The sequence below is a fragment of the Lutimonas vermicola genome, assembly GCF_038433205.1.
GTDB classification, from domain to species: domain Bacteria; phylum Bacteroidota; class Bacteroidia; order Flavobacteriales; family Flavobacteriaceae; genus Lutimonas; species Lutimonas vermicola.
Window position 1 is genome coordinate 128468 of the sequence record NZ_JBCDNA010000003.1, and the last position, 22285, is coordinate 150752.

22 protein-coding genes are annotated in these 22285 nt (G+C 37.9%); 16 read left to right on the plus strand and 6 right to left on the minus strand.

Annotated elements, in window-relative coordinates; all coding sequences use genetic code 11:
- Positions 1–51: 51 nt before the first annotated feature.
- Positions 52–594, minus strand: coding sequence for an RNA methyltransferase (locus AABB81_RS12535; protein ID WP_342160894.1), 543 nt, complete (start codon positions 592–594; stop codon positions 52–54).
- Between the two features lie 206 nt (positions 595–800).
- Between AABB81_RS12535 and AABB81_RS12540 the strand changes: the two genes are divergently transcribed.
- The 5 genes from AABB81_RS12540 (at position 801) to AABB81_RS12560 (ending at position 6975) form a co-directional block, all read left to right on the plus strand.
- Positions 801–1475 carry a phosphoadenylyl-sulfate reductase gene (locus AABB81_RS12540; RefSeq protein WP_342160895.1) on the plus strand — a complete coding sequence of 225 codons (675 nt, stop codon included), beginning with the start codon at positions 801–803 and terminating at the stop codon, positions 1473–1475.
- Positions 1476–1687: 212 nt separating this feature from the next.
- The gene (mutS, locus tag AABB81_RS12545; protein WP_342161577.1) at positions 1688–4261 is read left to right on the plus strand and encodes a DNA mismatch repair protein MutS; all 2574 of its coding nucleotides are present in this window, start codon (positions 1688–1690) and stop codon (positions 4259–4261) included.
- Positions 4262–4310: 49 nt separating this feature from the next.
- Complete coding sequence (locus tag AABB81_RS12550) at positions 4311–6047, plus strand: alpha/beta hydrolase-fold protein (RefSeq protein ID WP_342160896.1); 1737 nt, start codon at positions 4311–4313, stop codon at positions 6045–6047.
- 69 nt (positions 6048–6116) lie between these two features.
- Entirely contained in the window at positions 6117–6401 is a 285-nt protein-coding gene (locus AABB81_RS12555) for a Sec-independent protein translocase subunit TatA/TatB (RefSeq protein WP_342160897.1), read from the plus strand.
- A gap of 1 nt (position 6402) precedes the next feature.
- Positions 6403–6975, plus strand: coding sequence for a phosphatase PAP2 family protein (locus AABB81_RS12560; RefSeq protein ID WP_342160898.1), 573 nt, complete (start codon positions 6403–6405; stop codon positions 6973–6975).
- Here the strand turns inward: AABB81_RS12560 and AABB81_RS12565 are convergent.
- Positions 6972–7940, minus strand: a complete 969-nt coding sequence (locus tag AABB81_RS12565; protein WP_342160899.1) for a LuxE/PaaK family acyltransferase — start codon at positions 7938–7940, stop codon at positions 6972–6974. The two genes, AABB81_RS12560 and AABB81_RS12565, sit on opposite strands and share 4 nt — an antisense overlap.
- A 101-nt stretch (positions 7941–8041) precedes the next feature.
- Here AABB81_RS12565 and AABB81_RS12570 point away from each other — a divergent pair, with 101 nt between their 5' ends.
- The 5 genes from AABB81_RS12570 (at position 8042) to AABB81_RS12590 (ending at position 13129) form a co-directional block, all read left to right on the plus strand.
- Complete coding sequence (locus AABB81_RS12570; RefSeq protein WP_342160900.1) at positions 8042–8500, plus strand: hypothetical protein; 459 nt, start codon at positions 8042–8044, stop codon at positions 8498–8500.
- The gene (locus AABB81_RS12575; protein WP_342160901.1) at positions 8469–9011 is read left to right on the plus strand and encodes an RNA polymerase sigma factor; all 543 of its coding nucleotides are present in this window, start codon (positions 8469–8471) and stop codon (positions 9009–9011) included. Before AABB81_RS12570 ends, AABB81_RS12575 begins: the two co-directional genes overlap by 32 nt.
- An 11-nt stretch (positions 9012–9022) precedes the next feature.
- A complete protein-coding gene (locus tag AABB81_RS12580) occupies positions 9023–10276 on the plus strand; it encodes a hypothetical protein (protein ID WP_342160902.1) in 1254 nt (417 codons plus the stop codon).
- Positions 10277–10458: 182 nt separating this feature from the next.
- Positions 10459–12012, plus strand: a complete 1554-nt coding sequence (amaB, locus tag AABB81_RS12585; protein ID WP_342160903.1) for an L-piperidine-6-carboxylate dehydrogenase — start codon at positions 10459–10461, stop codon at positions 12010–12012.
- 688 nt (positions 12013–12700) lie between these two features.
- Entirely contained in the window at positions 12701–13129 is a 429-nt protein-coding gene (locus tag AABB81_RS12590) for a DUF6646 family protein (protein ID WP_342160904.1), read from the plus strand.
- Between the two features lies 1 nt (position 13130).
- On the opposite strand, the gene AABB81_RS12595 is transcribed toward AABB81_RS12590, so the two are convergent.
- The 3 genes from AABB81_RS12595 to AABB81_RS12605 are packed head-to-tail and all read right to left on the minus strand — an operon-like array spanning position 13131 to position 16466.
- The gene (locus tag AABB81_RS12595) at positions 13131–13616 is read right to left on the minus strand and encodes a hypothetical protein (protein ID WP_342160905.1); all 486 of its coding nucleotides are present in this window, start codon (positions 13614–13616) and stop codon (positions 13131–13133) included.
- A gap of 15 nt (positions 13617–13631) precedes the next feature.
- A complete protein-coding gene (locus AABB81_RS12600) occupies positions 13632–15524 on the minus strand; it encodes an amidophosphoribosyltransferase (protein ID WP_342160906.1) in 1893 nt (630 codons plus the stop codon).
- Positions 15525–15536: 12 nt separating this feature from the next.
- On the minus strand, positions 15537–16466 hold the full coding sequence (locus AABB81_RS12605) for a PfkB family carbohydrate kinase (RefSeq protein ID WP_342160907.1): 930 nt from the start codon (positions 16464–16466) through the stop codon (positions 15537–15539).
- Positions 16467–16509: 43 nt separating this feature from the next.
- Between AABB81_RS12605 and AABB81_RS12610 the strand changes: the two genes are divergently transcribed.
- From AABB81_RS12610 to AABB81_RS12630, 5 genes are all read left to right on the plus strand, one after another.
- Positions 16510–16932: a SufE family protein gene (locus AABB81_RS12610; RefSeq protein ID WP_342160908.1), complete on the plus strand. Its 423-nt coding sequence runs from the start codon at positions 16510–16512 to the stop codon at positions 16930–16932.
- A gap of 71 nt (positions 16933–17003) precedes the next feature.
- Positions 17004–17324, plus strand: coding sequence for a DUF59 domain-containing protein (locus AABB81_RS12615; protein ID WP_342160909.1), 321 nt, complete (start codon positions 17004–17006; stop codon positions 17322–17324).
- A gap of 33 nt (positions 17325–17357) precedes the next feature.
- A complete protein-coding gene (locus AABB81_RS12620) occupies positions 17358–17864 on the plus strand; it encodes a DUF2480 family protein (RefSeq protein WP_342160910.1) in 507 nt (168 codons plus the stop codon).
- A 62-nt stretch (positions 17865–17926) separates the two neighbouring features.
- A complete protein-coding gene (locus tag AABB81_RS12625) occupies positions 17927–18850 on the plus strand; it encodes a DUF3078 domain-containing protein (RefSeq protein WP_342160911.1) in 924 nt (307 codons plus the stop codon).
- A gap of 107 nt (positions 18851–18957) precedes the next feature.
- Positions 18958–20031: a CNNM domain-containing protein gene (locus AABB81_RS12630; RefSeq protein ID WP_342160912.1), complete on the plus strand. Its 1074-nt coding sequence runs from the start codon at positions 18958–18960 to the stop codon at positions 20029–20031.
- A 2-nt stretch (positions 20032–20033) separates the two neighbouring features.
- Here the strand turns inward: AABB81_RS12630 and hflX are convergent, their stop codons facing one another.
- Positions 20034–21257, minus strand: a complete 1224-nt coding sequence (gene hflX, locus AABB81_RS12635) for a GTPase HflX (RefSeq protein WP_342160913.1) — start codon at positions 21255–21257, stop codon at positions 20034–20036.
- 74 nt (positions 21258–21331) lie between these two features.
- Between hflX and AABB81_RS12640 the strand changes: the two genes are divergently transcribed.
- Entirely contained in the window at positions 21332–22270 is a 939-nt protein-coding gene (locus AABB81_RS12640; protein WP_342160914.1) for an endonuclease/exonuclease/phosphatase family protein, read from the plus strand.
- The last annotated feature ends 15 nt before the right edge of the window (positions 22271–22285 follow it).

Sequence of the window (22285 nt, forward strand, 5' to 3'; positions counted from 1 at the left end):
TGGCAGTCAAGAGGTCTTCACATGATCCGTTGGTTTTGGAAAATGAAAGGGCTACTTCTGTGAATTGATTTTCATTTTCACAAAAAGGTCCCAAATAACAATGCCACAGCTTACTGAGATATTAAGAGAATGCTTGGTTCCAAATTGTGGGATTTCAAGGCACAGGTCAGATGCATCCACGACATCTTGTTGTACTCCTTTTACTTCATTCCCAAATACAACAGCATATTTGACCCCTTTCTCAGGAATAAAGGAGTTCAGGGGTGTGCTTTGATCGGCCTGTTCAATTGAAATTACCTTTATCTTGTTGCCTTTAAGTTTTGATACCAAATCTTTTGTCTTTTCCTCATAAGCCCATTCTACCGATTCAGTTGATCCCAAAGCAGTTTTATGTATTTCTTTATGCGGGGGCCTGGCCGTGATCCCGCACAGGTATATCTTTTCTATTAGAAAAGCATCGGAAGTTCTGAAAACAGAACCAATGTTATTTAAACTTCTAATATTATCCAAGACAACGATAAGGGGAATTTTTTCAGTCTTTCTGAATTGCTCAATAGTAAGCCTCTTTAATTCGCTGTTCTTTAATTTTCGCATGGTAATTCTTATTGGTCAGGCAAAATTATAAAATCCAAATCAGCTTGTTGCTTTTAAACCTTTTTTATTTAAAATTGATATAAATTAGGCAAAACATGACTTTTATCATAGCATTCCGCTAGGGTTTATAGTTTTTTTGCATAATTTTTATGGAAAGGCCTAAATATATAACTATTTTAGCCTCTTATTTTTAGAATTCAATTGATATGTTAAGCCTAGTTAATCATTCTGGAACTGAGAAACTGAACCAGCAATACGACAAATTAAGTGTATACAAAAGAGTAGAACAATTGTATACCGATTTTGATGCAGGAGATATTATGATCACCTCGGCATTCGCGGCGACTTCGGCTTTTTTACTAAAGGTGTTTTCGGATATTAACAAAGACCAGGTTATCTATTTTATAGATACGGGTTATCACTTTAAAGAAACTTTGGTTTATAAAGAATACCTAACAGAATTATATGACCTCAATGTCGTAAGCATTAAAGCCGAGCCTGTAGAATTTCAATTCTCTAAAGAAAAGGAACTTTGGAAAAACAATCCTAACAGGTGTTGTCATATCAATAAGGTGAAACCTCTGGACCACATCAAAAAAGAGTATAAAATATGGGTTTCCGGATTGATGAAATGGCAAAGCGATCATCGCAACAGCCTGAATATATTTGAGCAGAAAGAAAACATTTTAAAATTTTATCCCCTGTTGGACGTCGATTATATTCAAAGGGACCAATTTATTATTGATCATCATTTACCTTTTCACCCCTTGAAGTCTAAAGGATATTCTTCCATTGGCTGCTTCCATTGTACGGTTCCCGGAGAAGACCGTCACGGAAGATGGAATAATTCACCAAAGACTGAATGCGGATTACATCTCTGATTTCACATGCTCACTGACAATTCTCTAAAGAGTTGTATCATGACTTCGGGATTTTTGGTTTTTTCAGGGTTTTCATAATTCTCGATTCCCTTATTCTTTTTAATATTATATCTTTGCCTTCCTGAGCCCTTAATTATGAGGTGTCACTACAAATAATTAATAAAATCTTCTAAACATTGACTAAGGCAAAAGCGAAAAAAGTTACCCCCTTGATGTTGCAGTATAACAATATCAAAACCAAGTATCCTGACGCTTTGCTGTTATTTCGTGTTGGCGACTTTTATGAAACTTTTGGTGAAGATGCCAGGAAGGCTGCGAAAATTCTGGGAATCGTCCTTACGAAAAGAGGGGCCGGATCAGACAGTGAAACCGCTTTGGCGGGATTCCCACATCACTCTTTGAACACCTACCTTCCCAAACTGGTTAAGGCAGGATTGCGTGTGGCCATTTGTGACCAACTAGAAGATCCTAAGCTCACAAAAAAAATTGTGAAAAGAGGCGTTACTGAACTCGTTACTCCCGGGGTCTCTTTAAATGATGAGGTTTTGCATTCAAAAACCAATAATTTTTTAGCAGCACTTCATTTCGGGAAAAAACAAATTGGTATTTCATTTTTAGACGTTTCAACAGGGGAATTTATTACTTCTCAGGGGAATCAGGAATACATCGACAAATTATTGCAGAATTTTGACCCAAGTGAAGTACTTGTTCGAAAAGATTGCAAACTTAAATTCAATAATTATTTTGGGAGTCAGTTCTATACCTTTTTTCTAGACGACTGGATCTTTAATGAGGATGCCTCTAATGAGATCCTTAACCTTCATTTCAAGGTTCGATCACTCAAGGGCTTTGGAATTGACGACCTAAATGAGGGGATTGTCGCTTCGGGGGTAATCCTTCATTATCTCTCAGAAACACAACATCACAAGCTTGAACATATTTCAAATATACAGAGGCTGATTGAAGAAGATTTTGTTTGGATGGACCGCTTTACCATTCGCAACCTTGAGCTCTACCATGGCAATACACCCGGATCTGTCACCTTACTGGATGTAATCGACAGTACCATTTCTCCAATGGGTGGAAGACTTCTTAAAAGATGGCTGGCACTTCCGTTGAAAAATATTGAAGACATCAAAAACCGTCATGAAATAGTCAAATTTTTTATACAAAATGAACAGTTCCTCCAGTCACAAAACGAGCAAATTGATCAGATCAGCGATCTTGAAAGACTGGTGTCAAAAGTGGCGACATCTAAAATCAATCCCAGGGAAGTCGTCCTGCTGAAGAATTCACTTGAGGCAATTTTACCCTTGCGAGAAATAGCTCTGAAAAGTGCCCATCCACAACTCATTTCCATTGCCAAAGAACTGGATCCGATGACAGAAATGATCTCAAAAATCCATAACACTCTTGAAGATGACGCTCCGGTGGCAATAAGTAAAGGTAAAGTTGTTAAATCGGGTGTACATGCCGAACTGGATGAATTGAGGCGTATATCCAATAGCGGCAAAGAATACCTCGATCATATGGTAACCCGGGAAATCGAAAGAACTCAGATCAGTAGTTTAAAAATTGCCTTTAATAACGTTTTTGGATATTATATAGAAGTTAGAAATACGCATAGAGATAAAGTGCCCGAAGATTGGATCAGAAAACAAACCCTGGTTTCTGCTGAACGCTATATCACTGAGGAACTCAAAGAATACGAATCAAAAATTTTGGGAGCCCAGGAAAAAATTGCAGCTATCGAGCTCGAAATTTACCATGACTTGTTGGAATTTATCGTTCCGTTTATTGTGAAAATTCAAAAAAACGCGCATATCATAGCCCAACTCGATTGTTTAGGTTCCTTTGCCAAAGTTGCCGTTGACAATAATTACGTAAGGCCCGACATAGACGATTCCACTTTAATCGAGATTCATAATGGCAGGCATCCTGTTATTGAAAAGCAACTTCCCTCGGGAGAGCAATATGTTGCCAATGATATAGTGCTCAATCGCGATCAGCAACAGGTCATCATGATAACAGGACCCAATATGAGCGGTAAATCGGCTATTTTAAGGCAAACCGCACTGATTGTTCTTCTGGCGCAAATAGGATCATACGTTCCTGCTCAAAATGCCAGGCTTGGCGTTGTCGACAAAATTTTTACAAGGGTCGGTGCCAGCGATAATATCTCTATGGGCGAATCAACGTTTATGGTTGAAATGAATGAAACGGCCAATATTTTAAACAATTTGTCAGAAAGGAGTTTGATCTTACTCGATGAGATCGGGCGCGGCACCAGTACCTACGACGGGATTTCGATAGCCTGGGCCATAGCAGAATACCTTCATGAACACCCCACAAGGGCGAAAACACTGTTTGCCACACATTATCACGAGCTGAATGACATGAGTGAAACATTTGAAAGAATTAAAAATTTCAACGTTTCGATCAAAGAACTAAAAGATAAGGTCATATTTATCAGAAAGCTCGTTCCGGGCGGAAGCAAACACAGTTTTGGAATACATGTGGCCAAACTTGCCGGAATGCCCAGTCCGGTTCTTCACCGGGCTAATAAGATGCTGTCACATCTTGAAAAAAGCCATGCTTCTGAAGAAATCCAGGCCAAATTAAAAACGGCCAGCCAGAAAGATTTACAGTTGAGCTTTATCAACTTGGATGATCCCTTGCTTGAAGAGATCAAAGAAGAGATCTTAGGTACTGATATTGATACCTTGACGCCCATTGACGCCCTGATGAAGCTCAATGAGATTAAAAGAATGCTCACTAAGAAATAAGTCAATTCCTGAATTTTTTTTTGCTTATCTTGAGATCAAATTCTACTGTATGAAATTGACTATTCCTTTACTTGGCCTTTATCTTTTGTTTATGGCTGCGTGTCAGCAAAATCCAGATAAAAAAAATGTGGAAATCAGTGTTTCCCTGCCAACAACAACCGATCAGAAAGCCATGGATGGAAGGCTGCTGCTGATCTTTGCAAATAACAACGAGACAGAGCCCAGGTTTCAAATAAATGGTGGATTGAAGTCACAAGTAATCTTTGGAATGAATGTGGTCAATCATAAGCCCGAACAAAAAATCTTGTTTGATAACAAAGCGCTGGGGTTTCCTTTAGAAAAACTGAGTGATTTAAAAGAAGGAGACTACTATGTACAGGGTCTTTTTCATGTATATGAGACTTTTAACCTGTCTACCGGTCAAACGGTCAAACTTCCTATGGATCACGGAGAAGGGCAACAATGGAGCCGCTCCCCGGGAAATCTTTACAGCAAGCCCATTAAGATAACGATCGGTGCAAACGGGCTTGAGAATTTTGAATTGATCCTGGATCAAGTTATTCCCGAAATTAAACCTCCGGAGGATACAGAATGGGTAAAACACATTAAATTCAAGTCTGAAAAGCTATCGGAATTTTGGGGGCGTGACATATACCTGGGTGCCCATATCTTATTGCCTAAAGGCTTTGACAAACATCCGGAGGCCAAATACCCTCTAATGATATTTCACGGACATTTCCCTGCTGATTTTGGAGGGTTCAGAACCACCCCCCCCGACAAGAGCCTTGAACCGGTTTACTCCGACAGGTTTAAAGTCGAAGGGTATAACATCATTCAGCAAGAGGAGGCCTATAACTTTTACAAGAGGTGGAATGAGCCGGATTTTCCAAGGTTTCTTATAATAGAAATTCAACATCCCACCCCCTATTATGATGATTCCTATGCCGTGAATTCTGCCAGTCAAGGTCCTTATGGAGATGCCATTACCTATGAATTGATTCCTCATATTGAAAAGGAATTCAGGGGGTTGGGAGAAGGCTGGTCCAGATTTCTCTACGGAGGCTCTACCGGAGGTTGGGAGGCTCTTGCGGTTCAGGTAAAATATCCGGATCAATACAATGGATGCTTCGCTGCCTGCCCTGATCCTATAGACTTCAGCAGTTATTGTCTGACAAATATATATGAAGATACAAACGCCTATTTCTATGAATCCGATTTTAAAACCCTCGAGGTCCCTTCTCACAGGGATTATCTGGGGCAGATCACCTCTACAGTAAAACAAGACAACCATCTTGAACTCGTTCTTGGCGACAAATCGAGATCAGGTCAACAATTCGATATTTGGGAAGCGACCTATTCTCCGCAGGCCGAGGACGGATATCCCGAACGAATATGGGACAAATACACCGGAGACATCAATCCTGAAGTAGCTGATTATTGGAAAGAAAACTATGATCTTCGTTATATTCTTGAAAGAGACTGGGACAAATTAGGTGACAAATTGAAAGGTAAAATCCATATTTATTGCGGCGATATGGATAATTACTATTTAAACAATGCGGTTTATTCCATGGAGTCCTTTTTAGAAAGCACTTCCGATCCTTATTATGACGGTGAAGTAGATTATGGCGACAGGGCTGAACATTGCTGGAATGGCGACCAGGATAACCCAAATCATATCTCTCGATTGCGATATAATTCGATGTATGTTCCAAAGATCATGAAAAGAATCGCTGCTTCTGCGCCCCCCGGTGCGGATTTGACAAGTTGGAGATATAAAGATTAAAAAAGGCTTATTGGTCATTGCTCATTAAAACGAGTAATTGTATTATCTTTGTGGCGTAAATCAAGAAATATGTATTTATTTATTAGTGGAGCTGAAATATTTATCATTCTTGTGATCGTGGTAATGTTATTTGGAGCAGATAAGTTACCCGAACTGGCCCGTGGCCTTGGAAAGGGAATGCAACAGTTGAAAAATGCTACTAACGAAGTGAAAAAAGAAATTACCGAAGGTGTCAAAAAGCAAGGAATTGACGCCGATCTAACCAGCGATATTGAGAAGGAAGTCAAGAATATCAAGAATAAAGTAAAAGATAATATTGATGACCTTACGGGTCCAATAAAAAGAAACTTATAGTTTGAACTTATTAGATAAAATTATTCAATTCGATAAAAATCTGCTTGTCTTTATCAATGGATTGGGCACAGAGAACTGGGATAGTTTCTGGCTTGCTATAACAAACCCGCTAAGCTGGATTCCACTGTATCTCTTATTCTTTTATTTGATCTTTAATACCTTCGGATGGAAAAAAGGCCTTGGTTTGTTATTACTTACTGCTGTTCTTGTTGCATTTTCGGATCAGTTCACCGTTTTTCTAAAAAATTACTTTGAAAGACTCAGGCCAAACCGAGATCCGGCTATCAATAACGTGATCAGGATTCTAAAGAATAATTCGAGCTTCAGTTTTGTTTCGGGTCATGCCACCACTTCAACTGCAGTTACTCTAATGATGCATCTTATCCTAAAAAAATACTATAAATACACCATTTTGTTTTTTATCTGGCCCCTGTTGTTTTCGTATAGTCGCATGTATATCGGTGTACACTTCCCAATGGATGTTTTAACGGGAGCTTTGATCGGGTTGCTGATCGGCTATGTTTTTTACAGACTCAGTATGAAATTACTGCCCTGGATCGATAAAACATTTTAAACCACCATTAGGTTACAACCTCTGATATCTGAGTGGTCAAACCGACCAAGGATTTCAAATTTACTATCGCTTATTTTACGGCCCAGATCCTGCGTGGCAATAAATGAACAGGAATTGACATTCGCAAGGTCCACAACGTTGATACCGCCGTTTCTGTTATTTTCAAGCATATGAAAAGGGTCTTCGGTATCTCTTATCAGGACCTTCATCCAGGGTGGAGTTTCAAATATTCCGTCACCCAAAGAATATGCTTGAGACAACAATTCTGTCATACCATATTCAGAATGTATTTTGTCTACGCCAAATCCCTCGGAAAGAATCTCATGGAGTTCTTTTCTTACAAGTTCCTTTCTCCTGCCCTTCATTCCTCCCGTTTCCATGACCACGGCGTGCTTTAGTTCAAACCTGTGGCTTTCAATAAGGTCTAATAAGGCATAAGTTACTCCAATGAGCAGGACTTTCTCTCCTTTTGAATCCAAATGCATGAGCAGTTCGCTTAGTGCCTCCAATTCATTCAGATAAAAACCGCTGTACTCTGAGCTGCTTTTTCCAATAAGGTGATCGACCATATAAATCAGCGAGGAGCCTTTTCTTTCCAAATAACCCGGAAGCAAAGCAAGCACCGTATAGTTTTCAGCACTTCCATAAAAATATTCAAACCCCCTGGTAAAACTTTCCTCGTATAATGTGAGGTCGGTTACCAAATGTCTACTTTGAATGCTGCCGGTAGTGCCACTGCTTGTAAAAACACGTTCAACTTTTTTGGTGTTGCTCAGTACCTCATAAGATTTAAAAAATTCAACGGGAAGATAAGGGATGTTTTTTACGCTGTTTACAGTTTTTGGATCTATCTTTAAAAGGTCAATAAAGCGGCTGTAAACCTGGTTGTTGATCGCTTGGTACCTAAATATTTTCAAGGCTTCGGTTTCAAAATTCCGAAAATCTGAGATGCTGAAAATATCCATCTGATAAAGGCTTCTTTTTAACAAAAGTAGCCCTTTTTTACGCAACCAATTAACAATTGGGCATCTTAAATTATACTAATAGCTGCTTTTTTTGTTAAAAAATGATCATTAAAAAGATATTTTTCGTAATTTTTGCCGTTATATTGTTTGTATCATGCTCAGATGATGACAGCTATGATTATCACTATGAATTGCTGCCCATTGAAGAGGCAATGGTACCTGAAGAATTTGAATACGGTAAAATATATGATATCTCGGTAAAGTATATTGTTCCCGATGACTGTTATAGAAACAGTGACATTTTATACGAATACGACCAGAATGCAAGAAATGTAGCCGTTATTTCGCTTGTTATTGAAAGTAACGATTGCGAAACAATTGATTTAGAGCAGGAACTCACTTTTCAAGTTCATGCTTTGCAGGCGAGTCCTTACATTTTTAGATTCTGGCAAGGAGATGATGATAACGGAGAACCCATTTATTTAATAGTGGAAGTTCCAGTAATAAATTTAAGTGAGCAAAACGCCAATGAGTTTAAAGGGACTCATACAAAAATGTAAAAGTGGAGATATTATCTCCCAGTCTGAGGTTTACCACCTATTTGCTGGTAAGCTTTTCGCTATATGTTTGAAATATTCAAAGACACAAGAAGAAGCTGAAGATAATTTGCAAGAGGCGTTTATTACGATTTTTAATAAAATCAATCAGTTTCAATTTAAAGGTTCTTTTGAAGGATGGATGAAAAGAATCGTTATCAATACAGCCTTACAGACTTATCGTCAAAAGAAGGTGTTGAATTTGATAGAAGAAAATTATCCTGAGGAAGTAGAAGTAGAAGTAGATGAAAATGAAATTTCTCTTGATTTTTTATTGAAAATAATTCAGGAATTGCCTGAACGATATAGAATGGTGTTCAACCTTTATGTGCTTGATGGTTTTTCTCATAAAGAAATATCAGCCATGTTGCAAATCGCAGAAGGAACATCCAAGTCAAACTTGTCAAGAGCAAGACTGATCTTAAAAGAAAAAGTTGAGTTATCGCAGCAGCAAAAGAACGCAGGGCTGTTTTAACAAATAATGAAATGTTAGAAAGAAAAAACATAGACAGGGTTTTTCAGGAAAACTTAAAAGATTTGGAAGTATATCCAAATAAAAGAGTCTGGAACAACATTGAAGCAAAGCTTAGCGGCAGACCTTCCAAACCTGCTGTTGCGCTCTGGAAAAAGCTAAGTGGCGCAGCTGTTATGCTGGTTGCTCTTATCACTACAGGTCTTTTCTATTTTAATGACAGTAAAGTGATTCCTGTCAATTCTCAGGTTAGCAAAACTGATGCCGTCACGATTGATCAATCGGTTGAAACAAAGCTTACCCCTATATTCACTAATGAGCAAACTCAATTAGTCGATAATAACAAGGATAAGAATACGACAAGAAAAACCGAAAAGCCTATTTTTATCAAGAAACCTTCTAACAAGGTAATTGTTACCACCAATGAAATAGCCACAATGTATTCGACCATAGAGAATAAATACGTGGTAGATAAAAATGATTTTCTGGATGAATTGAAGGCGACTGAATCGATAACGGCCAAAATGGAGCGTATTCCTGATAAAATAACCACACAAAACACCATCGATAAAAAATGGTCTGTTGGGCCGACAGTAGCCCCTGTGTTTTACAATTCACTTCAGAATGGATCTCCTCTTAACAATGCGTTGTCCAACAATACCAAAACCTCTGATAATGCACTTTCTATCGGGGTTAAAGTGAATTACCAGCTATCTAATAAATTCTTTATTCAATCGGGCGTGAACAAAGTTGAATTGGCCTACAATACCAAAAATGTCAATGCTTTGATTTCATCCTCTAAGAATGCTTTGAGCAATATCAATACCGACAAACCTGGAGTAATCTTGACTCCTGTGGGAATTGGACGCAGCAACGGAGTTGGAACACAGTTGAATAAATCCACTGTTAGCGGAGATTTGAATCAATCTATTGAATATTTCGAATTGCCAATTGAAATGAAATATAATCTTTATGACAAAAGAATTGGGTTAAATGTGGTTGGTGGTTTCAGTACACTTATTTTATCAAATAATTCACTCTCTATGATAACACAGAGCGAGGTGACTGATTTAGGAAATGCAAACAATCTAAACGACCTCAATTTTAGTGGAAACTTAGGTGTCGACTTCGATTATAAGATCAGTAAAAGCTGGTATTTAAATGTGGCCCCAATGTTCAAATACCAATTCAATACCTATTCTGGTAATTCCGGTAACTTCAGACCTTATTACTTTGGGCTTTACTCTGGCTTAAATTATAAGTTTTAACCGACACATTGACCTGGTATTTAACTCTTCCTTCTATAATCTTTAGGAAATCTTCATTTTTATCGTATTCAAATTAAAGTTTTGTGAATAATGTCAAATTATTTTACCAAATCCTATTAATTTTACATTTTAATGCACGTTGAATGTTGACGTCAAACAAACTTTAATTTAAAACATAAAATATGGGATTAGTTGCGACAGATTATGGAATAAAACAAGCCTTGATACAATTAGGGGTAAAAGAGATCAATGAGGGGAGTTCAACTGGTTCAGATTGTTTTTCCAATGGAGATCTCATCTCTTCTTTTTCTCCCGTTGACGGTGAATTAATTGCCAAAGTCAAAACGACTTCAGGTGAAGATTACGACAGGGTAATGCGAACGGCTGAAGCCGCTTTTTTAAAATGGCGTGTCATCCCGGCTCCCCAGCGTGGTGAAATCGTTAGACAGTTTGGAGATAAGTTAAGAGAGCTTAAAGACCCGCTGGGCAAATTGGTTTCATACGAGATGGGGAAAAGCCTGCAAGAAGGATTGGGTGAAGTTCAGGAAATGATTGATATCTGTGATTTTGCCGTAGGTCTGTCCAGACAACTTCATGGTCTTACCATGCACAGTGAACGTCCTGGTCACCGCATGTATGAGCAGTATCATTCCTTAGGTATCGTTGGCATCATTTCAGCATTTAATTTCCCTGTTGCTGTTTGGGCCTGGAACACTGCCCTGGCATGGATCTGCGGTGATGTCTGTGTTTGGAAACCCAGTGAGAAAGCACCACTTTGCGGAATTGCCTGCCAACATATTGCAGCCTCAGTCTTTGAAGCCAATAATTTACCTGAAGGAATTTCCTGTTTGATCAATGGTGACTACCGGGTTGGTGAAATGCTTACAACCGATAAAAGGGTTCCCTTGATTTCTGCTACAGGTTCCATTAGGATGGGAAAGATCGTTGCACAAAAAGTTGCTGCCCGATTAGGAAAATCCTTATTGGAATTGGGGGGTAACAATGCAATCATCGTTACTCCGGATGCTGATATTAAAATGACCATTATCGGAGCCGTTTTCGGTGCTGTCGGAACGGCAGGTCAAAGATGTACTTCAACAAGAAGGCTCATCATTCACGAGAGTGTATACGATAAAGTAAGAGATGCTTTAGTCGAGGCATATGCACAGCTGCGCATCGGAAATCCTTTGGACGAATCCAACCACGTCGGACCGTTGATTGATGTGGAAGCTGTTAATATGTATCAATCCGCACTTGATAAAGTAGTTGAAGAAGGAGGAAACCTCTTGCTTAAAGGTGGTGTTTTGAAAGGTGAGGGATATGAAAGCGCATGTTATGTTAAACCTGCAATTGCAGAAGCGCAAAACAACTATCAGATTGTTCAGCATGAGACTTTCGCTCCTATTCTTTATCTGCTTAAATATTCAGGTGGACTGGAAAATGCAATCGCCTTACAGAATGGAGTCGTACAGGGACTTAGTTCGGCTATTATGACAAACAATTTGAGAGAAGCAGAGCTGTTTTTATCAGTGGAAGGTTCTGACTGCGGAATAGCCAACGTCAATATTGGAACATCAGGGGCTGAAATAGGCGGTGCCTTTGGCGGAGAAAAAGAAACAGGAGGGGGTCGCGAATCAGGTTCTGACGCTTGGAAAGTTTACATGAGAAGACAAACCAACACGATTAATTATACAACAGACCTTCCTCTGGCTCAGGGGATAAAGTTTGATTTGTAAAATATTAAGATATAATGCAAAAAAAATCGCCCCGATCTCTCGGGGCGACATTTGGTTGAAATAAATCAACCAAAATCAACTAACCAAACCTTATTTTAAATATTTTTATTGCGTTTTTATAATTACTTCTATAATTTCTAACGCTAAGCTTCTAATTTTGTTGTCGTCATGTGGAAGATTTTTTTACTACATTATAAGAACCCAATAATTCTATCTCCAACCTCGTATTTCAACTACAAAATAAATACTTCTATTTCTAAATTATCATAATCTAATGTTAAAGTTTTTTAAGGACTAAAACCAAATAGCAGCTTTATTTAAATTCTATTATTACAAATCAACATTCGTGCCAATTTCGACTCAGAAAAATCCTAAACTGTTAATATAATATTAAAAAACACGATACTGTTTTAAAGTATTTCGAATCCTGAAAAAATCATTAAATATACCTGATTGGACGTAATTTTTTCTAGAACCTTACCTTTGACATTCACAAACCTCTGAATATTTTTAGATTTAATTTCCAGGTTTTTTGTATCCATTTCAACATAACAACATATAGATCATGTCAATATGTCTTTCAAGCTAATCTATGTTGTTTCACCTCTTTAAAAATCAACTCCAAATACATAATATTTTACTTGTTTTTTCGTTATCAATAAGGAGTTTAATTTTTTAAACTTTTGCTATGAAAAATTTAATAATTACCCTATGCTTCTTGCTTGGAGCATTCTTCAGTTATGGTCAGTCTTTTGACGGGAAAAGTGATCAAAAAATCAATATTGGTTATGAAGCCTATGGTTTCGGAAATGGCGTAAAAGCCACCTATGATTATGGTCTTGGAAAACTATTTTCACTTGGTGCCGGTGCCAGTGTCTATTTTAACGATGGCGAAAACGATTATTATATTTTTGCCAGAAGTCAGGTTCATCTGGGAATAGCCTTTGACCTGCCATGTGAATTTGACATATATCCAGGACTTGAATTAGGTTACCTGTCGAGCGAAAAAATAGGTGTTTCAGGCTATCTGGGTTTTCGGTACTTTTTCACCAAAAAAGTCGGTGTTTTTGCCGAAATCGGCAACAATGGATCTGTTGGGGTAAGTTTTAATGTCTAGATTAGGGCCTGTAAACTTTATCCAATCTTTTTACACCGGTGATTTTATGAAAACCTTCCAGGCCATTGACAGAATACAATAAAACGGCCTCATCGTCTTTAAGCTCGAATGGAATCTTTTTTATGGGCTTTTTAGGCTGGTTGCCAAATTCTTCAGAAGGGTCTTTGGCAAAGACCAGTTCCTTTTCTTTAAATTCAGAAAAATTACCTTCAATCTCAAATTTATCACCATTAAACATAGGAACAATGCTGTACTCATGATTTTGAAAATACAGTTTAGAAAATGAAATATTTAATGATTTGGTATTGCCGACGATTCTAACAGTTGTTCCCTGGGTGCCCTGTTTACCTCCAACCCAATAAAAATAGGTCTTTTCCTTTATTTCAAATGGAGCCGAAGTTTCAATACTCTGAGATTTGCATCCCATTACAATAATTGACAGAACAAAGGTTATCAGAAAAATTTTCGGCGATTTCAATATATTCATAAATTCGGGTATTGATTAATAGGCTCTTTCACTTTTACCCTCGTAAAAATTCATAAAAGCCCTATTGACTACTTTCATTCCTCCCGGAGTTGGAAAATCTCCTGTAAAATACCAGTCTCCCGTATCGTTAGGGCAGGCTCTGTGAAGGTTCTCAATTGATTGAAATATAATTTTCACCTCAGCCTTGATGTTCTCCGTTTTTAAGAGTTCCGCAATTTTATCCGAAATTTGTTCGGGTGTAAATGGAGCATAAATCTCCTTGACATGATTTTCAGGATGGTCCTGATCCAAACTTTTCTTACATTTTAAATATACCTCATCGACAATATGGTACTTCCCTGCATCCTTTAATAACTCTAAAGTAGCTTTAAAGGCAATAAATTCATCAATTCTGGCCATATCAATTCCATAACAATCAGGATATCTTATTTGAGGAGCTGAGGATACGACAATGATCTTTTTAGGATTCAAACGGTCGAGAATCTTAATGATGCTCTTTTTTAACGTGGTTCCCCTTACGATACTGTCATCGATGATCACTAAATTATCAGTGGGCTTGACTACGCCATAGGTAACATCGTATACATGGGCTACAAGGTCGTCTCTGCTATTGTCATCAGTTATGAAAGTTCTTAATTTCGCATCTTTTATGGCAATCTTTTCTATCCTCGGACGCTCCGACAAAATTTCAGTGAGCTTTTGTGCAGAAATATTCTTATTCCCTTTTAAAATGGTCTGTAGCTTGTGTTCGTTCAGGTATTCTTCGGCAGCCTCAGTCATCCCGTAAAAGGAGGTCTCTGCTGTATTTGGGATATACGAAAATACCGAATTTGATATGTCGTTGTCTATTGATTCCAATACTTTAGGAAAAATATATTTACCAAGCATTTTTCTTTCCTGATAAATGGACGCATCACTTCCCCTGGAAAAATATATTCTCTCAAACGAACAGGATTTTTTAGGAAGTTGCTCCATAATCTGCTGCATGCTTACCTCCCCGTCCTTTTTTATAATTAAGGCATGAGCCCTTTCAATCTCTTTCACCTCATCAATATCCACATTAAAAACCGTTTGTATAACGGGTCTTTCTGAAGCGACTACAACGACCTCCTCGTCAGCGTAATAATAAGCTGGTCTGATACCTGCCGGATCCCTAAGAACAAAGGCATCTCCATGCCCAATCATACCTGCCATGGCATATCCTCCATCCCAGTTCTTTGAAGCCCTCGTTAATATTTTCTGAATATTTAATTCTTTTGCTATAAGTGGAGAAGCCTGTTTCTTACTGATCCCTTTCTGTTTGAATTTATAATAAAGATCAAGAACTTCATCGTCCAAAAAATGGCCGATCTTTTCCATGACGGTCACTGTATCGGTATATTCCTTTGGATGTTGGCCCAATTCAATAAGTTCCTTTAAAAGCTCTCCCGAATTGGTCATATTAAAGTTTCCTGCTACGATCAGGTTTTTATGTTTCCAATTGTTTTGTCTCAAAAATGGATGAACACTTTCAATACTGTTCTTTCCAAATGTACCATAACGAACATGGCCCAAATAGATATTGCCCAGATAGGGCATGTTTGACAATTGCCAATCAAGGTCATTTGCTCTTTCGGGATACTCCTGCAAAACACCGTTTAATCGTGAATTGATCTTTGCGAATACATCTTGAATTGGTTGCTGGTCATTTGACCTTACCCTGCTGATATATCGGGCCCCGGGTTCAACATCAAACTTGATACTGGCAAAGCCTGCCCCGTCTTGCCCCCTATTGTGTTGCTTCTCCATTAACAGATACATCTTATTGATTCCATAAAATGCAGTTCCGTATTTATCTTTATAATACTGAAGAGGTTTTAACAGTCGAACGAGGGCAATTCCACATTCATGTTGTAAAGCATCACTCATTTTTTAAAGCAGTTAATGTGTTAATTCAATATCAAATTGAGTAAGTTGTTTGAATTCCTTTAATCTTGCCTGAATTTCATTTTGGCTCAGGTTTTGCATTCTTTCGGTACCAAATTTTTCAACACAAAAAGAGGCAAAATTTGAACCGTAAATTACCGCTCTTTTCATATTTTCAAAAGAAACATCATGGCTGCTGGCTAAATAACCTATAAAGCCCCCGGCAAAAGTATCTCCTGCCCCGGTTGGATCAAAAATATCTTCCAAAGGAAGTGCAGGTGCAAAAAACACATCCCCGTTATTAAACAATAATGCCCCATTCTCCCCTTTTTTGATCACTACATATTGGGGGCCCATTTTATGGATCTTTTGAGCTGCTTTAACCAGAGAATATTCTCCACTCAATTGTCTGGCCTCTTCGTCATTTATCGTAATAACATCTACTTTTGCAATAACCTGATGCAATTCATCCATTGTATTATCCATCCAAAAATTCATGGTGTCTAATACAACCAGTTTTGGTCGCTCAGGAATTTGATTGATCACAGACATCTGAACCAGCGGATGCAAATTCCCTAACATTAAAAAATCACAATCCATAAAATTTTCGGGTACAACGGGATTGAATTCGGCTAGCACATTTAAATCAGTAACCAGGGTTTCCCTTGTGTTTAAATTATAATCATATTTGCCACTCCAAAAAAAAGTTTTCCCTTCCTTGATCACTTCAACTCCCTCAAGGTCAATATTCTTGTCACTCAACATATCAAGGTATCTGACAGGGAAATCCCCTCCTACCACAGAAATTATGCCTGATTCCAATCCAAAATAAGAAGCAGACAGGCCGATATAGGTAGCGGCACCACCCAGGATTTTTTCGGTCTTTCCAAACGGAGTTTCTATGGCATCAAATGCAACGGTTCCTACGATTAAAAGTTTTCCCATGTCAATTACAAATTACTTATTTTTGCAAAAATAAGTTTAAAATATGACTATTAAAGAAATACAAGAAGAAATTATTGAAGACTTTGACCTGTTTGAAGACTGGATGCAACGCTATGAATTTATCATTGAAATGGGAAAATCGATGCCTCAAATAAAAGAAGTTAACAAATCAGATGAAAACCTCATCAAAGGCTGCCAGTCAAAAGTATGGCTTCATGCAGACTATGAGGATGGCAAACTCTTGTTTTCGGCAGACAGCGACGCCATTTTAACCAAAGGAATTGTTTCGTTACTCCTGAGAATTTACAACAACCAGACTCCCGATGATATTCTCTCCAATGAGCCGTACTTTATTGATGCTATTGGTTTAAAAGAGCATTTATCACCAACAAGGGCAAACGGCCTTTTGTCGATGGTCAAACAAATCAAACTTCTGGCACTGGCCCATAAATCCAAAAACGCTTGAAATTAGAATTTTGTGGTAAAGGTACATTAGCGTATCTTTGCCCTTATTTAGAATGATTTTAAAGAACCGGCATGAATAATAAAGTAAAGGAAGATCTTGGAGAAAAGATTGTAGATGTTATCAAAACCATATTTGATCCTGAGATCCCCGTTGACATATATGAACTAGGATTGATTTATGATGTTTTTGTAAACGAGGATATGGATGTCAAAGTGTTAATGACGCTAACTTCGCCTAACTGTCCTGTTGCAGAAACCCTGCCCATGGAAGTGGAAGAAAAGATCAGGTCTATTGAAGAGGTGAGAAACGCGGAGGTTGAGATCACATTTGATCCTACCTGGACACAGGATATGATGAGCGAGGAAGCAAAACTCGAACTGGGTTTTCTTTAAATTGATCACGAAAGTCAATTAAGTACTAAAACTATGTCAGGAGAAATAGTCAACAGAGTTGCCAAGAGCAAACTAAGAACACTGGATCTGGAAGATTTTTTTCCGGAAGGGGAAAGAGTATTATTGGATATTAGCCAGTGGTTGTTCGAAGGCATTATTTTAAAAGAAAAAGATTTCAGAGAATCGGTAAGAGATCATCGCTGGGAAGAATACCAAGATAAATATGTTGCCGTTACCTGTTCATCTGATGCAATCATACCATCCTGGGCTTATTTGCTTATTAGTGTGGCTTTGGCTCCCTATGCTAAAAAAATTGTGGTTGGCGATCTTGAATTACTCGAAAACATGATCTTTCAAGAGGTCGTTGCAACGATTCCTTTGGACTCTTTTGCAGGTTCTCCCGTTATTATAAAAGGATGTTCAGACAAAAATATCCCTGATTCGGCATTCGCTCAGATCACCCAAAAATTGTTACCGGTTGTCAACTCTTTAATGTTTGGAGAGGCATGTTCGAGCGTACCTTTGTTTAAAAAGAAATAATAGAATTCTTTTTTTTATCCAATTTAGCTATTTTTGCCCCTTACTAATCAAATGTTTCCCCCATGAAAAAATTAATCGTCGTATTGTTTATTGTTTCTGGAATCAGCCAGATCAATGCCCAAACAAAAGAAGAATTAAAAGCCTTACAAAAGGAAAAGAATGATTCAATAAGCGTCCTAAAAGGAAAAGCTGACGCTATTCAAAGCCAAATAGATGCCTTGCCGGGCTGGAGGTTAAGAGCCACCGGAACCATTGGTGGGAGCATATCAGGATTCAACAATTGGTATTCTAAAGAAAGCCCCAATTCTTCTGTAGGCAACTTTGGAATAAATGTAAACGCATTTGCGGATCGTATCGAGGAAAAATATTTCTGGAAAAATGCGATGAATGTAAATATTGGATGGGTCAAATTCGATGATAAAGACGATGATACAGACAGTGATTCGTATGAAGTTGCAACGGATGTTTTTAGTTTGAGCTCTCTCTACGGATATAAAGTTTCCAAAAATTTTGCAGTATCAGCTTTAATGGAATACCGATCAACATTGGTGAATAACTTTAACGATCCCGGTTTCCTTGACCTTGGTGTGGGTGGAACCTGGACCCCTATCGCTGATTTGGTCGTCGTTATTCACCCTGCCAACTACAATTTTGTATTTAGCAAAGGAGATGCAGAATATGATTCCACTTTCGGTGCAAAAGTAGTAGCAGATTACACGAGAAAGTTTGGCGGGTTAAACGTAAAATCTAATTTGTCGGTTTTCATGAGTTATGAAGGATCAGATTATTCCAATTATACCTGGACAAACTCATTTAGCTACACACTTTGGAAATCCCTTGGGGTTGGATTCGATTTTGGTCTAAGGAAGAACAAACAGGAAGCGCTTAATTACAACCTGATTTCAGATCCGGATGCGACCTTTGACTCTATAAATAATGATCTGCAATCGTATTGGCTAATCGGGCTTAATATAACGCTGGATTAAACTTTTTTAGTTCATACTTTATTCACGCAATTTGAATTACCTGAAAAAATTATCTCAAATTTTATTATAAACTGTTAATTTTAATAAATTAGCTGAAACAAAGATATATGACCCTATTAGTAGTATATGGAGTTCTTTCTATTTGCTTCTCTTTTCTCTGCTCAATTCTCGAAGCAGTTTTATTGAGTGTAACACCAACCTTTATTACAGTAAGGATAAATGAGGGTAAAAGTTATGCCAGAACTTTGAAAAAACTTAAAGAGAAAATAGATGAACCACTAATTACTATTTTAACGATTAATACCATCGCCCATACGGTTGGCGCTATTTTAGTGGGTGTTGAGGCTGAAAAAACATTTGGCTCAGGGAATAATTCGGTCGGAATTGTATCGGCTATTATGACTCTTTTGATTTTGATTCTCTCAGAAATAATTCCAAAATCAATAGGCGCGAATTATTGGAAAAGTCTTGCGAATTTTTCAACAAAAGCAATCATGCTGCTTATGTTTCCACTGAAATATACCGGGATCTTATGGCTGCTGAAATTTGCAACAAGGATTGTTGGTAAAAATTCGCATAACGCCAATATCAGCCGAGAAGATTTCCACGCTATGGCAGATATCGCACATGAAGAAGGTATCTTTCAGGAGTCTGAAAGCCTCGTCATCAAAAACGTCATTGACTTCGAAAACATGGCCGTTAAAGATATCATGACTCCCAGAACTGTGCTAAAAACAGCTCCGGAACAAATGAAAATAAGAGATTTTTACGACAAAAACCCAAAATTAAAGTTTTCACGGGTCCCTATTTTTAAAGATGGATCGGATGACATTTCAGGTTATTTTCTCAAAGATGAATTATTTGAATCTATCATCAACGGAGATGGAGACAAGGAACTAAAAAGTATATCGAGAGAAATTGTAGTGACCGACAGGGAAACCCCTATCAAAAATTTATTCGAACAACTGATAGAAAAACAGGAACACATCGCCCTTGTTGTTGATGAATTTGGTACCGTGAGCGGTATTGTCTCTCAAGAAGATATCATCGAGACTTTACTCGGTTTTGAAATTGTCGATGAAAGCGACGCAGATGAAGACTTGCAGCTTTTGGCTCGGAAAATCTGGAAGATCAGAGCTAAGCGGCATGGCATGGTTGACGGTGATAAGGACGAAAAGTAACTTTAGACGTTTTCTTCATATTCCTGATACAGGAAGTCATTGTAAGGAAACCTCGTAATGTGAATCTTTTTCACTTCTTCAAACACTATTTTTTTGAAATCTTCCAGGTTATCCTTTTTTAGTGCAGAAATAAAAACACATTTGTTTTCCATTTTGGCATACCACGACTTTTTCCAGTCTTCCAGTGTATAGTGTTCCTTGGAACGTTCAGTTGTTAAATCATCCTCTTCAATGGATTCGTGCTTAAATGCATCAATTTTATTAAAAACCATGATTGTTGGTTTACTTGAATCTTCACCTTGAGGAGTTATCTCACTGATAATATTGTTCACCGAAGCAATGTGATCTTCAAAATTGGAATGTGAAATATCAACTACATGCAACAAAAGATCTGCTTCCCTCACCTCATCAAGTGTAGACTTGAATGACTCTACCAGTTGAGTTGGGAGTTTTCGAATAAATCCAACGGTATCAGTTAGCAAGAAAGGTATATTTCTGATCACCACTTTTCTTACTGTGGTATCCAAAGTGGCAAACAGTTTGTTTTCTGCAAAAACTTCGCTTTTACTGATGACATTCATCAGGGTTGATTTTCCAACATTGGTGTAACCAATAAGGGCAACCCTTACCATTTTCCCTCTGTTTTTACGTTGAATCGACATTTGACTGTCAATCTTTTTCAACCTTTTCTTTAGCAGGGAAATCTTGTCCCTGATAATTCTTCTATCGGTTTCTATCTCTGTTTCCCCAGGACCTCGGAGTCCTATACCCCCTTTTTGTCTTTCGAGGTGGGTCCACATTCTTGTTAACCTTGGCAACAAATACTGACACTGAGCCAACTCTACCTGAGTTCTGGCATAAGAGGTTTCGGCACGTTGGGCAAATATATCAAGTATCAGGTTTGTTCTGTCAAGAACTTTACAATCAAGCAATTTTTCAATGTTTCGCAATTGGGCCGGGTTCAATTCATCATCAAAAATGACTGTTTTGATCTCCTTATCCTGGATAAAACTTCTCACTTCGTCCAGTTTCCCGGAGCCAATAAATGTTTTTGGGTTGGGGTATTCCAACTTTTGAACAAATCTCTTTACCACTTCACCTCCGGCAGTATAGGTTAGAAACTCGAGCTCATCCAGGTATTCTTTGGATTTCTCCTCGTTCTGCTCTTTGGTTATGACGCCAACCAATACCACGTTCTCAATATTTGAATCCCTTTTTTCTATCATGGTACAAATTTACAATCCTTTTTAAACTAATCTAGTCGATTTTACTTAATTTGGAGCATCACTTGCAATTTTCTATGTTTCACACTTATTCTGTTGCCTTTTACAATCTCGAAAACTTGTTTGACCCTCTCGACAATGAGACCACACGTGACAAAGATTATACGCCTCAAGGAATCTATCAATGGAATAAAGAGAAATACCTTCAAAAAATTGAACACGTCTCAAGGGTTATTTCAAAAGTAGGCAAGATGAGGTCAAATATCCCTCCGGTATTAATGGGTGTTTGTGAAATCGAGAATGAATTCTGCCTCAACGACCTCATACAGTCTGATCATTTAAAAAAATATGACTACGATTGGGTTTTTGATAATTCAGGTGACCCCAGAGGAATAAATGTAGCCCTGTTATACCAAAAACAATATTTTAAAATAGAAAACCAGGCTACATATCCGATATCGCTGCATATTGATGGTCAAATTGAATATTCAAGAAACATTTTGCATATAAGCGGAACACTATTTGACAAGAAGATACATCTCATTATCAATCACTGGCCTTCAAGGACAGATGGGACAATTAAAACCAATTCCAAAAGAATGCTTGCCTCGAAGACAGTGCTGCAAATAATTGATAAAATACGCCTTGATGAGCCTTCAGCCAACATGTTGATCATGGGCGATTTTAATGATGATCCTTTAAGTGAAAGCCTTCAGGCCTTTAAGTCACGTGATTTTACCAATGCCATGGAGGGATTTCATCATCAGAAAAAGGGTTCTGTAAAATACAAAGGGAAATGGAAAATGTTTGATCAAATCCTTTTAAACCAACAGCTGCTCAATACATCATGGTTTTGTTACCAGGAGGCTCATATCTTTGTGGAGCCCTTTCTTATTCAAAAAACAGGAAGATTTAAAGGTTCTCCTAAAAGAACCTTCATAAACCGGTACCATCAGGGCGGTTATAGTGATCATTTCCCGGTTTTTATTTATTTTAATACAGCGCTTCAGGTATAAAGGCATTATCAATTA